Here is a 12,166-nt window from a genome sequence, read left to right on the forward strand (position 1 = left end):
TGCTCCTAGGCCACGGCGGGCTCGGGTTGCGGGAGGCTGGCGAGCATCGCTTCGGCGAACATTTCGGCCGTGCGCGCCGCGGCGGCGGTCATGATGTCGAGGTTGCCGGCGTACTTGGGCAGGTAGTCGCCCAGGCCTTCCACCTCCAGGTAGATCGACACGCGGTTGCCGTCGAAGACGGGTCCGTTCACGAGCTTATAGCCCGGCACGTACTTGCGCACCTCGGCAATCATTTCGTGCACCGAGGCCGTGATGCGCGCCTCGTCGGGTGGGCCTTCGGTGAGGCAGTGCACCGTGTCGCGCATGATCAGCGGCGGCTCGGCCGGGTTGACGATGATGATCGCCTTGCCCTTGGCCGCGCCGCCCACGCGCTCGACCGCACCGGCCGTGGTGCGCGTGAATTCGTCGATGTTCTTGCGCGTGCCCGGGCCGACCGAACGGCTCGACACGGTGGCCACGATCTCGCCGTAGGCCACGGGCTGCACGCGCGACACGGCCGCCACCATCGGGATGGTGGCCTGCCCGCCGCAGGTGACCATGTTGACGTTGGCCGGCCGCGCGCCGCCTTCCATCAGCAGGCTCTTCAAGTTGACCGGCGGCACGCAGAACGGACCGATGGCCGCGGGCGTGAGGTCGATCATGAGCACACCGAGCGCGTTGAGCTTGGCGCTGTTCTCGGCATGCACGTAGGCGCTGGTGGCGTCGAACGCAATCTGCACGCCGTCGGCCTGCACATGTGGCAGCAGGCCGTCCACGCCCTCGGCCGTGGTCTTCAGGCCCATCTCGCGGGCACGCTTGAGGCCGTCGGATTCGGGGTCGATGCCCACCATCCACACGGGTTCGAGCACCGGGCTGCGCTGCAGCTTGGCGAGCAGGTCGGTGCCGATGTTGCCGGGGCCGATCAGCGCGCACTTGATCTTGGTTGTTGTCGTCATGAGGTTGTCTCCTTCAGTGGAAGCGCACCGAGCAGCCGCCGAGGCCGCCGATCGAGACGCGGAAGTTGTCGCCGGCCTTGGCGGGGAACATCGCGGCGAGCGCGCCCGACAGGATCACCTCGCCCGCCTTGAGCCCGATGCCCAGCGCACCGAGCGTGTTGGCCAGCCACGCGACCGCGTTCACCGGCGAGCCGAGCGCGGCGGCGCCCGCGCCGGTGGCGATGATTTCGCCGTTCTTCTCCAGCACCATGCCGCAGGTGGCCAGGTCGATGCGGCGCGGGTCGACCGCGTGGTCGCCGAGCACGAACACGCCGCAGGAGGCGTTGTCGGCCACGGTGTCGGCGATCTGGATCTTCCAGTCGCGGATGCGCGAATCGACGATCTCGAAACAGGGCATCACGCACTCGGTGGCGGCCAGCACGTCGGCGTTGCCGATGCCGGGGCCCATGAGGTCGCGCTTGAGCAGAAAGGCGATCTCGCCCTCGGCCTTGGGCTGGATGAGCGTGGTGCTGTCGATCGACTCGCCCTCGCCGACGACCATGCCGTCGAGCAGGTAGCCGAAGTCGGGCTGGAACACGCCCAGCATGTTCATCACGGCGCGCGAGGTGACGCCGATCTTCTTGCCGACGACGCGCTCGCCGGCGTCGAGGCGGCGCGCGATCATGCGTTGCTGGATGCCGTAGGCGTCGGCGATGGTGATGCCTTCGTGCCGGCTGGTGAGCGGCTCCACGACGCTGCGCTCGCGCAGTGCGTCGTAGAGCTCGTCGCCGAGCCGCTGGATGAGGGTGGGGTCCATGGTGGGTTCTGTCCTTTGCTCTGTCTCGGGTGAATCAATCAATCGGTCGATCGGCTTCGTTCAGGAAGTCGCCGACCAGGCGGGCGAAGCGCGCGCTGTGCTCGATCTGCGTCCAGTGGCCGCAGCGGCCGAACACGTGCAGCTGGCTGCGGGGAATCCACTGGCTCAGCGTGAGCGAGGTGGCCAGCGGAATCACCTGGTCTTCGCGGCCGTGGATCAGCAGCGTTTCGTGCGGCAGCGCGCGAATGTCGGCTTCCGGGCTCGCCATGGCATCGACCCAGCGCTGGCGCGGCGCCGGGAACATCGCGCCGAAGGTCTCCTGGAAACCGGGCCGCGTGCTGGCCTCGTAGCGCAGCTGCGCGAGCTCGTCGGTGACGAGGGCACGGTCGAACGCGAACACGTCCATGATCCGGCGCATGTTCGCGAACGAGGGCGTGTAGCCCCACACGGCGTCGAGCCCCGGCGTGATCGCGAACGGAACGCCCACGCTGCCCATGAGCACCAGCCGGCGCACGCGGTGCGGCGCGCGGATGGCCAGGGCCAATGCCAGCGCACCGCCGAAGGAGTTGCCCACCACGTCGGCGCGTTCGATGTCGAGCGCGTCGAGCAGGTCGAGCGCCTGCTGCACCCACGCGTCCATCGTGTAGGCCGCGCCGGGCACGCGCTCGGTGAAGCCGAAGCCGGCCATGTCGGGCGCGATCACGCGGCGCGTCTGCGCGAGCACCGGCAGCACCAGCCGCCAGTTGGCCCACGCGCTCACGCCCGGGCCCGAGCCGTGGATGAAGAGCACCGGCGCGCCCTCGCCCAGGTCGTGCACGTTGGTGTGGAAGGCGCCGGTGCGCACGCTGTTCGCGATTTCGGGGTTGCTCACCGCCGGGCCCTCACAGCTTGATGCAGACGTTGCGCAGCTCGGTATAGAACTCGAGCGAATGCACACCGCCTTCGCGGCCGATGCCCGACGACTTGGCGCCGCCGAAGGCCGTGCGCAAATCGCGCAGGAACCAGCTGTTGACCCAGCAGATGCCGACCTGCACCTGCCTGGCCACGCGGTGCGCGCGGCCCAGGTTCTCGGTCCACACGGTGGTCGCCAGGCCGTAGTCGGTGGCGTTGGCCAACGCGATGGCTTCTTCCTCGGTGTCGAAGGGCGCGATGTGGCAGCAGGGGCCGAAGATTTCCTCGCGGATCACCGAGGCCGTCTCGGGCAGGCCGGTCCAGATGGTGGGCTGCACCCAGTGGCCCTCGGCCAGCGCGCCGGGCATCGACGGAACGCCGCCGCCGGTGATGACGGTGGCGCCTTCCTTCACGGCCTTCGCGTAGTACGACAGCACCTTCTGCTGGTGCTCGCGCGAGATCAGCGGGCCGATGCCCACGCCGGCCTCTTCCGACGGCCCCGGCTTCAGCGTCTCGGCCCTGGCCTTGAGCGCCGCGACGAACTTGTCGAAGATCGGCCGCTGCACGTAGACGCGCTCGGTGCCCAGGCACACCTGGCCGCAGTTCTCGAAGGCCGAGCGCGTGATGCCGGCCACGGCCTTGTCGAAATCGGCGTCGGCGAACACGATGCCGGCGTTCTTGCCGCCCAGTTCGAAGGACACGGGCCGCACGCCCTTGGCGGCCGCACCCATGATGGCCTCGCCGGTGCGCGTCTCGCCCGTGAAGGTGATGCCGTCCACGCCCGGGTGCGTGGTGAGGAACTCGCCGGCCGAGTCGGGCCCGAAGCCGTGCACCACGTTGTAGACGCCCGGCGGGATGCCGACCGCGTTCATCACCTCGCCCAGCAGCGTGGCGGTGGCCGGCGTTTCTTCCGAGGGCTTGACCACCACCGTGTTGCCGCAGGCCAGCGCGGGGCCGACCTTCCAGGTCATGAGCAGCAGCGGCAGGTTCCACGGGCACACGACACCGATCACGCCCAGCGGCGAGCGCACGGCGTAGTTCAGCGCCTGCCCACCGTCGGGCGTGGCCATCTCGAAGCTCTCGGTGGGCACGTTCTTCACGATGTCGGCAAACACCTTGAAGTTGGCCGCGCCGCGCGGGATGTCGACGTGCGAGGCCAGCGCGTGCGGCTTGCCGGTGTCGGCCATCTCGGCCGCCAGGAAGTCGTCGAAGCGCCGGTTGATCTCGTCGGCCACGGCGTGCAGCAGCTCCGTGCGGCGCGCGACGCTCATGCGGCCCCACTCGCCGTTCAGTGCCGCGCGTGCGGCGCGCACGGCCGCATCGACCTCGCCGCGGCCGGCCTCGTGCACCTTGCCGATGACGCGGTTGTCCACGGGCGCGCGGTTGTCGAAGGTCTTCGTCGTGGCGACGAACTCGCCGCCGATGAAGTTCATGAACTGTTTCATCGCACCGTCTCCTTCAGGTCACCACGCTCAGGAAGTTCTCGTTGAGCTTGCGGTCGTGATAGAAGATCGCGCGCCCGAGTTCGTCGTCGGTCCACACCAGCGGCGGCTTGTCGGGGTAGAAGATGTAGCCGCCCGAGAACACCTCGTTGCGGTTGCCGCTCGGGTCGAAGAAGTAGATGGTTTCGCCGCGCGTGATGCCGTGGCGCGTGGGGCCGATGTCCAGCGACACGCGCTTCTTGGTGATGATGTCGGCCGCCTTGAGCACCTCGCCCCAGTTGTCGAGCAGGAACGACGCGTGGTGGAACTTGTTCTTCTCGGGGTGGCGGATGAACGCGATGTCGTGCGGCTTGGTCGAGCAGGTGAGAAAGGCCGCGATGTACATGCGCTCGGGGCCCGCCACCACGCTCTCGGCCAGCTGGAAGCCCAGCACCTCGGTGAACAGTTTCATGGTGCCGTCCAGGTCGTCGCCGTACAGCAGGCAGTGGTCGAAGCGCGAGGGCGCCATGCCCTTGAGGTCATCGGGATAGACCTCGGGGTTTTCATACGGCATGCCGTTGCCGACCTTCTCCTTCTCGGCGAAGAGCTCGATGGCGTGGCCGGTGGGCACGGTGAAGCGAAAACGCTGGCCGGTGCGCAGGTGCTCGCCGGCTTCGATCCACTGCATGTCGGTGGCCAGGCCGCTGGCCTTCAGGTCGGCGGCGAGCCGGTCGAGCGTGGCGGGCGAATCGACGCGAAAGCCCATGAAGTCCATGCCGGCCTCGTCGGCTTCGCGCAGCACGACGCTGTGGTGGTCGTGCTCGTCCCAGGCCTTGAGGTAGATGCGGCCCTGCGCATCGCGCCCGGTTTCGATCAGGCCCAGCACGTCGCGGTAGTGCGTGAGGGCGGCCCCGAGGTCGAGCACGCGCAGTTGCACGTGTCCGGGGCGAATGACGCCAGTGAGTGCCATGGAAGTCTCCTTTGGTGGGTGAGGGAAAAGTTCAGGTGGGGGAACGGGGAACGGCGGGCTGCGACGCGAGCAGTCGCCGCTCGATGCAGCGCGCCAGCTTCTCGACAGCGCGCAGGGCCAGGTCGCTCTGCGGGTACGCGCGGCACGCCAGCACGTAGCCCTGGGCTTCTTCTTCGGCGCTGACGTGGCAGCGGCTCATGCGCTCGCGGCGCACGGCGCCCGACTCGATGCGCACCTTGCACACGCCGCAGCCGCCGCCACGGCAGCCGACCGGGATGCCCTTGCGGCCGAGCTGCTCCATGCCGCCGAGCAGGGTCTGGTCGGCGCGGCACACGTAGTGCTCGTGGGTGTTGCCGATGGCGACGGAAAAGCGCATGACCGGCTCCACGTCACAGCGCCTTGAACAGCGGGCTACGCGGCGCCGCGGACGCCGCGTCGGCAGCGGTGAAGAATTTCTCGGTGTAGATGTCGCGCTCGAACAGGCGCCCCTGCATCAGCGTGGCGATGCAGGCCTCGGTCATCGGCGGCGGCCCACACAGGTAGGCCTTGTGGCCGCGGAAGTCGTTGGCGAAGTGGGCCTTCAGCGCCTCGTGCGCGAAGCCGCGCGCGCCGGGCCAGTCACTGTCGGCCGGCAGGTCGGACAGCACGGGCACGTAGGTGAAGTTCGGGTGCTGCTCGGCGAGCTGCTCGAAGAGCGCGCGGTAGTACAGCTCTTCGGTGTTGCGTGCGCCCTGCACCAGCGTGATCGGCAGGGTGCAGCCTTCGGCGAGCAGATCGAGCACCATCGACTTCGGGCTCGACAGGCCCGAGCCGCCGGCCACGAAGATCATCGGCAGCCCCGCCGACTTGCGCACGAAAAAGCGGCCGTTGGGCGCGGTGAAGCGCAGGCGCTGGCCCACCTGCAGTTCGTCGTGCAGCCAGCCGGTGGCGCGGCCGTTCGGCACGCGGCGGATGTGCAGCTCGACGAGGTGGTCGTCGGGTGCGTTGGCGATCGAGAAGGCGCGTGCGCCCTCCACGCCCGGCACGTGCAGCATCACGTACTGGCCGGCCTGGAACGGCGCCGGCCGGTCGGTGCGCAGCCACAGGCCGCGGATGGTGGGCGTGAGCATGCGGGCCTCGACCAGCTCGGCGTCGAAGTCTTCCAGCGGCAGGAACTGCGCGTCGGGGTCTTCGTCGATCTCGGCCTCGATGACCAGGTCGGCCTGCGCCATCGCGCAGCACGCGAGGATCTTGCCGTCGTCGCGCTCGAAGTCCATGAGCGCGAAGTTGGACGCGTCGCCATGCTCGCACTCGCCTTCGAGCACCTGCACCTTGCAGGTGCCGCACACGCCGTGGCCGCAGGCGTGCGGCAGCCACACGCCGGCGCGCAGGCAGGCGTCGAGCACGGTCTGTCCGTCGCGCGCCGCCACGGCCTGGCCGAGCGGCTCGATCATGATCTGGAAGCTCATGGCAAGGCCCTCCTTCCTCTGCTCAGCTGAACGAGCCGCCGATGCCCGTGAGCCCGGGCGTGCGAAAGCGCAGCGCCGACTTGTGGACCAGGCCGTTGTCGGCCAGCGACTTCGACGCGTCGGGCGCGAAGGGCTTGCCGGAGTCGAACCATTCGACCTTCGACCAGTCGACCTTCGCGAAGTCGGGGTGGCTGCCGTACACGCCGGGCAGCACGTCGCTGACGAGCGCGCCGAAGGGCATGGCCGCGGGCAGCGGCAGGCACACGGGGGCGCAGAAGAGCAGGTGGTCTTCCCAGCCGATGTAGAGCAGGCGGTTGCCGTGGAAGCGGTCTTCGCTGTCCATGACGGTGCCGGTGTAGCCGGGGGCGAGTGCAACAACAGACATGTCGGTCTCCTTTTTTGGGGTGAGCGCCGCCCGCGCCGTGCGTGGGGCACGGCGGGAGCGCGGGGGTCGATGAGGGGTGGTGGGGCCTGGGTGCTCAGGCCACCTTGGGCTCGGCCGTCGACAGGTCCTGCCCTGTCCAGCGTTCCCAGTTGGCCTTGTCGGGCGAGGTGTTGAACTCGCCGTTGTCGGCGCCGACGTTGATGTGGTAGTAGTCGAGCACGGCCGCCAGCGGGTTGAAGCCTTCCACCGTCGGGTCGGTGCCCTCGGGGAAGCAGTTGCCCTGGTAGATCTGGTGCACCGGCAGCCAGGCCTGCACGTACTTCTCGGGCTCGCCGTCGAACACGTCCTTGCAGCCGTCGGAGCAGAAGTGGTACTTCATGCCGTGGTAGCTGCTCTCGCGGTAGCAGATCTTGGTGGGATCGTCGGGTTCGGTGAAGGCCATCGGGATCTGGCAGGTCTGGCACAGCATGGGCAGCGTGTTGTTGAACCAGCGCTTGCCCTGCTTCTCCTGCTCGGCCAGCCACTCGAAGCGCGGGCGGTACAGGCTGTCGAAGGTCTCGGGGTACTTCTCGGCCAGCCAGGTCATCTCGTCTTGCTTGGGTGCCCAGACGTTGAAGTTGGCGGCATGGCCGTAGTTGTTGAAGATGGCCCAGGCCTCGTGCGAGATGCGGCTCTTTTCCTTCGAGGCCACCTCGTGGTACTTGGGCATGCGGATGCCGTAGCGCGCGAGGTCCTCGAACAGCGCGCCGCCGTTCTTCTCGAAATACATCTCCCAGGCCTCGGACCAGCTCATGACGCGCTTGGGCAGCATGTAGTCCATCATCATCGCCACCAGCGTGAGCAGGCGGTAGCCGCGCCAGAACCACTTGTCGACCCACTTCTGCACGATGGGCACGTTGTCGGGGTCCTGCTCGAGGATGAACTTCACCACCTCCAGGCCCAGCGTCATGTGGCGCGACTCGTCGCTCTGCGCCGAGAAGCCGAAGGTGACGGTGGCCATGTCGCCGTTGTAGGCGGCGCCGCTCATGAAGGGCATGAACAGCAGGTTGGTCAGCACGTACTCGAAGGAGAACGAGATGGCGGTGATGAACTCGAAGGGCCCCGCGCTCATCGCATCTTCGAAGTAGCTCTTGGGCACCGACAGGTACCACACGCGGTCGTGCATGTGCTGCGGGTCGTGCAGGCCGTGGAAGTACTTGTTGAAGTGGCTGATGGTGTGGAACTGCGTCTGCGCATGGCGCAGCTCGTCGATCGACTGCATCTGGCAGGCCACGCGCGCGCCCACGCCGCGCAGCGAACGCCCGGCCATGGCATAGCCGCGGTGCGCCGCGTACTCCAGCGGCGAGACGCCGGTGAGGAACAGCTTGAGCGTGTTCAGGTAGCGCGGATCGCTGATGTTGAACTGGCCGTTGTTCTGCTGGAACGCATCGATGATGGCGTAGAGCTTCTTCTCCTTCTCGCCCTGGAACTTCCAGTAGGCGTCCATCGTGAGGCGGAACGGGTCTTCCCACTTATCCCAGTCGTGGATCTTGATGCCCTCGAACTTGTCGAACGGGAACACGTCGTCCATCGACTGGTAGGTGGTCTCCCAGCCGAGGCCGCGCGTCATCATGGCGTAGCGTTCCTTCAGGCCGAGGCGCGGGGTCGTGGGGGTCTTTGCTGCTGCTTGGGTGGTCATGGCGTGGTCCTTGGTCGTGGTCCGGTGAGGCCTGGGCTCAGGCGCCCCAATGGAGGGTGAATTCGTCGTCGGTTTCTTCGATGCTTCCGGACAGCGAGATCAGGCTCAGGTGCAGTTCCTGCAGGTCCCAGCGGCGCCCGACCAGGGCTTCGACGCTCTCGCGGCGGATCACGAGGCGGCCGGGCGCATCGATCTTCACCATCGCGGGGTACTCGGTGACGGTGGCCCCGGGGTTGTCGGCCACGATGGCCTCGACGATGGCGCGCGCAGCCTCGCCGGTCTGCAGCGCGATGAAGACGGGCGGTCGGGACACTTCGGCGGTGGCGGTGGTCATGGGGTGGTCTCCTTGGTTCGATCGATTCGGTCGTCAGGCGGCAGCGCCGGTGCGCACCAGGCGGGCCACGCGCGCGTCGAGCGCGGCGTGCAGCGTCTTGAGCACCTCGGCGCCTTGTGCGCCGAGCGCCAGCGCGGCCAGCGGCGCCAGCGCCTGCACGGCCTGGTCGCGCCAGCTCGCGTACCACTGCGCGAGCAGTTCGGCGTTGGCGGGCGACTCGTCGGCGGCGGTCTTCAGCGTGGCGTCGACCCAGCGCACGTTCTCGTCGAACCACTCGTTCATGAACTCGGTCAGCATCGCCAGCGCGTTGCCGGTGGCGGCGCTGTGCGCGTTCACGTAGTGGCGGTAGACCAGCGGGTACAGCAGGCCGTCGAGCACGAGGTTCTGGGCCACGAACACCTCGAACCAGTCTTTGGTGACGAAGAGGTTTTCCATCAGGCGGCGCACGCCCTGCCAGGCCGGGTGCGCGAGCCAGGCTTCCTTGCCGGCGTCCAGCGCGCGGCCCGAGTTGCCGTCGATCTGCAGGCCGACGCGCGAGAGGTACTGCGCGATGCCCAGGCGGTCCATGGCCGCGTAGATGAAGGGCTGCGTGATGGCCGTGCCGTAGCCATAGCCGCAGCAGTAGCTGTGGTTCATGTTGGCGCCCCACTCGTAGTGGCGCAGCGGCACCAGCACCTGCTGCAGCGACTCGCGCACGCCCGCATCGGCCTGGGCCAGCAGCTGGCGCTTCTCGGCGAACTCGAACTGGCGGTCGGCGCCTTCACCCTGGCGCGCGCGGGTCATCGTGTACACGCCGTAGTAATAGTGGCGCGGGTCCTTGAAGCTGTACCAGTCGGCCATCACGAGCGCCGTGCGGCGCTTGTCGTACAGCGCGTGCTGCGGGTCCCACAGCGGCCGGTAGTGGAAGTTGGCGGTGGGCTGCATGTCCAGCGTGGCCTCCTGGTAGCGCGAGGCCGGCTTGTCGCCGAGCCGCCGCGCCACATGCGAGAAGGTCTGCCGGATCGGCCGGATGTCCGAGGTCTTGATGTCGACTTGCACGGGGTGTCTCCTTGGTTGTCGCGGGAAAAAATGCGGGGGCGTGTCAGTGGTCGATGCCGGGCGCGCCGAAGCGCCACTTCATGCGCTCGAAGTCCAGCCGCGCGCCCTCTTCGGTGCTCAGGTGGCGCACCGCGTGGCGCGCGCAGAACTCGCGGAACTGGTCGAACTGCAGCACCAGCTCCACGGCCAGCTCGGGGTCGCCGATGGCGAACTCGAACTCCACGAAGCGCGCGCCGCGCGTGCCGGTGACGCGCACGAAACACGGCTGGCCGGTCATCTGTGCGGCGCTGCCGCTGCGGGGGTCGGGCTGCATCGAGGGCATCACTTGTTCAATCCATCAACAGGTGGACGGCACCAGCGCCGCCCGGCCTGATAAGGGCAACGGGCGTGCCAGCGTGGCTAAGTGATTGATTTGCATGGGCCCGCTGCGCCTGCGGGCCCGAAGCACCGGGAAGTCCCGGATGCTGGTTTGATCATTTGCTGCGGTGCAGCTTGATCAAATGGTGAAAACCGGAAAACGCCGGCCGGCGTCCGCTCAGGACGTCGGCAGGCCTTCTTTCTTGAGCCGGTAGGCCAGCTGCGGGCGCGTGATGCCCAGGATGCGCGCGGCCTGCGACAGGTTGCCCTTGGCGCGCTGCATCGCGGTCTGCATGAGGCGCTGCTCGAGCGAGGCGATGTCGATGTTCTGCTCGAGCACGCGCTGGCACAGTGCGTCCAACTCGCTCGCGTCGGCGCCCGACGCCGAGGCACCCGTGGCGACCTTGCCGCTGGCGTCGAGCTGGTTGTCGGGCGGCGCGCCCGGCGGCTGCATCCACAGGTGGCAGGCCTCGATGTCGCCGTGGTCGGGCGCCAGCAGCACGGCGCGCTCGATCACGTTCTCGAGCTCGCGGATGTTGCCGGGCCAGGCGTGCTTGTGCACGTCGAGCGCGGCCTTGTCGGTGAGGCCGCGCAGCTTCTTGCCGTACAGCGCGCTGTACTTCTCGACGAAGCGCGCCACCAGCGCCGGGATGTCGGCGGTGCGCTCGCGCAGCGGCGGAATCTGGATCGGGAAGGTGTTGAGCCGGTAGAACAGGTCGGTGCGGAACTTGCCCGCCTGCATGGCCTGCTGCAGGTTGACGTTGGTGGCGGCCACGATGCGAACGTCGACCTTCGTCGGCTGCTCGGCGCCCAGGCGCTCGACCTCGCCGGTCTGCAGCACGCGCAGCAGCTTGACCTGTGCGGCCAGCGGCAGGTCGCCCACCTCGTCCAGGAACAGGGTGCCACCGTGGGCGCGCTCGAAGCGCCCGGCGCGCGCATGGTGGGCGCCGGTGTAGGCGCCCTTTTCCACGCCGAACAGCTCGGCCTCGATCAGGTCGGCCGGGATCGCCGCGCAGTTGACGGCAATGAAGGGCTGCTTGCCGCGCGGCCCGTTGTCGTGCAGCCAGCGAGCGAACACTTCCTTGCCCACGCCGGTCTCGCCGAGCAGCAGCACGGTGATGGCGCTGTCGACCGCGCTGCGCATGAGCTCGAAGGCGGCGCGAAAACCCGGCGACACGCCGACCAGCTTCTGGTCGTACTCGCGGCGCGGCTGCAGGCGGCGCAGGTGCTGCAGGCCGAGGTTGAAGTCGATGAGCTTCTCGGCCACATGGTGCTGGCGGAAGTACTCCAGGTAGTGCTCGTCGTTCCACGCCTCGGCGGCCTGGCCGACGATGCGGCAGCGGCTGTCGCCCATGCTGGTGCATTCGACTTCCTTGAACACCACGAGCCGCCCCATGAAGGCGGTGGTGTAGCCCGAGGCGTAGCCGATCTGCGACCAGCACTGCGGGTCTTCTCCGTAGCCGAAGTCGGCCACGTGGGCTTCGCATTCCCAGGAGTTCTCCCAGAGGAATTCGCCGTAGAAATGCTTGGTGGCCACGTCGAGGTCGACCTGCACCTTCTGCACCGAGACGATGCCCTCGATGGAATGCAGGCGCGGCCCGAGCATGAAGGCGTCTTCGGCGCGCATGCCGGCAAGGCGCTCGCGCACGGCCACCTCGCCGTCGCGCAGGCCGGAAGCAAAACCCATGCGCACCAGCAGGCCGCGCGCACGCTCGATGCCCAGCGAGTCGAGCAGTTCGCGGCGCAGTTCGGCGAAGGCCCGGGCATGCATGAGCAGCATGCGCTGCTCGTCCAGCCAGATGTGGCCCGAGCCGGCGCTGAAGCGCAGGAGAGAAAGAAGTTCTCCCACCATGTCCCCTTTACTTGTCTGGAATCCGTTCCTCCTACATTCTCCTGCAAGGACGGACGACAAG

At 68.1% G+C, this 12,166-nt stretch carries 13 protein-coding genes; all 13 read right to left on the reverse strand.

The window, feature by feature from the left end:
- Positions 1-5: 5 nt before the first annotated feature.
- Positions 6-935: an acetaldehyde dehydrogenase (acetylating) gene (locus AC1RGU_RS26165; protein ID WP_492698639.1), complete on the reverse strand. Its 930-nt coding sequence runs from the start codon at positions 933-935 to the stop codon at positions 6-8.
- Between the two features lie 13 nt (positions 936-948).
- Positions 949-1,731: a 2-oxopent-4-enoate hydratase gene (gene dmpE / locus AC1RGU_RS26170; RefSeq protein ID WP_492698641.1), complete on the reverse strand. Its 783-nt coding sequence runs from the start codon at positions 1,729-1,731 to the stop codon at positions 949-951.
- Between the two features lie 34 nt (positions 1,732-1,765).
- Positions 1,766-2,602 carry an alpha/beta fold hydrolase gene (locus AC1RGU_RS26175; RefSeq protein ID WP_492698643.1) on the reverse strand — a complete coding sequence of 279 codons (837 nt, stop codon included), beginning with the start codon at positions 2,600-2,602 and terminating at the stop codon, positions 1,766-1,768.
- A 10-nt stretch (positions 2,603-2,612) separates the two neighbouring features.
- On the reverse strand, positions 2,613-4,067 hold the full coding sequence (locus AC1RGU_RS26180; protein ID WP_492698644.1) for a 2-hydroxymuconic semialdehyde dehydrogenase: 1,455 nt from the start codon (positions 4,065-4,067) through the stop codon (positions 2,613-2,615).
- A gap of 13 nt (positions 4,068-4,080) precedes the next feature.
- The gene (locus AC1RGU_RS26185; RefSeq protein WP_492698646.1) at positions 4,081-5,013 is read right to left on the reverse strand and encodes a catechol 2,3-dioxygenase; all 933 of its coding nucleotides are present in this window, start codon (positions 5,011-5,013) and stop codon (positions 4,081-4,083) included.
- Positions 5,014-5,044: 31 nt separating this feature from the next.
- Positions 5,045-5,389: a 2Fe-2S iron-sulfur cluster binding domain-containing protein gene (locus AC1RGU_RS26190; protein ID WP_307584416.1), complete on the reverse strand. Its 345-nt coding sequence runs from the start codon at positions 5,387-5,389 to the stop codon at positions 5,045-5,047.
- Between the two features lie 13 nt (positions 5,390-5,402).
- Positions 5,403-6,461 (reverse strand): NADH:ubiquinone reductase (Na(+)-transporting) subunit F, encoded by a 1,059-nt coding sequence (locus AC1RGU_RS26195; protein ID WP_369645213.1) that lies wholly within the window; start codon positions 6,459-6,461, stop codon positions 5,403-5,405.
- A gap of 22 nt (positions 6,462-6,483) precedes the next feature.
- The gene (locus AC1RGU_RS26200; protein WP_492698648.1) at positions 6,484-6,846 is read right to left on the reverse strand and encodes a phenol hydroxylase subunit P4; all 363 of its coding nucleotides are present in this window, start codon (positions 6,844-6,846) and stop codon (positions 6,484-6,486) included.
- A 94-nt stretch (positions 6,847-6,940) separates the two neighbouring features.
- Positions 6,941-8,524 (reverse strand): aromatic/alkene/methane monooxygenase hydroxylase/oxygenase subunit alpha, encoded by a 1,584-nt coding sequence (locus AC1RGU_RS26205; protein WP_492698649.1) that lies wholly within the window; start codon positions 8,522-8,524, stop codon positions 6,941-6,943.
- Positions 8,525-8,561: 37 nt separating this feature from the next.
- On the reverse strand, positions 8,562-8,858 hold the full coding sequence (locus AC1RGU_RS26210) for an MmoB/DmpM family protein (protein ID WP_174250302.1): 297 nt from the start codon (positions 8,856-8,858) through the stop codon (positions 8,562-8,564).
- A 33-nt stretch (positions 8,859-8,891) separates the two neighbouring features.
- Positions 8,892-9,896 carry an aromatic/alkene monooxygenase hydroxylase subunit beta gene (locus AC1RGU_RS26215; protein WP_492698651.1) on the reverse strand — a complete coding sequence of 335 codons (1,005 nt, stop codon included), beginning with the start codon at positions 9,894-9,896 and terminating at the stop codon, positions 8,892-8,894.
- Between the two features lie 43 nt (positions 9,897-9,939).
- Positions 9,940-10,209 (reverse strand): phenol hydroxylase subunit, encoded by a 270-nt coding sequence (locus AC1RGU_RS26220; protein ID WP_492698653.1) that lies wholly within the window; start codon positions 10,207-10,209, stop codon positions 9,940-9,942.
- Positions 10,210-10,431: 222 nt separating this feature from the next.
- Positions 10,432-12,105: a sigma 54-interacting transcriptional regulator gene (locus AC1RGU_RS26225; RefSeq protein ID WP_492698655.1), complete on the reverse strand. Its 1,674-nt coding sequence runs from the start codon at positions 12,103-12,105 to the stop codon at positions 10,432-10,434.
- Positions 12,106-12,166: the final 61 nt, after the last annotated feature.

This window comes from Variovorax sp. GW823-FHT02B07 (assembly GCF_058797695.1).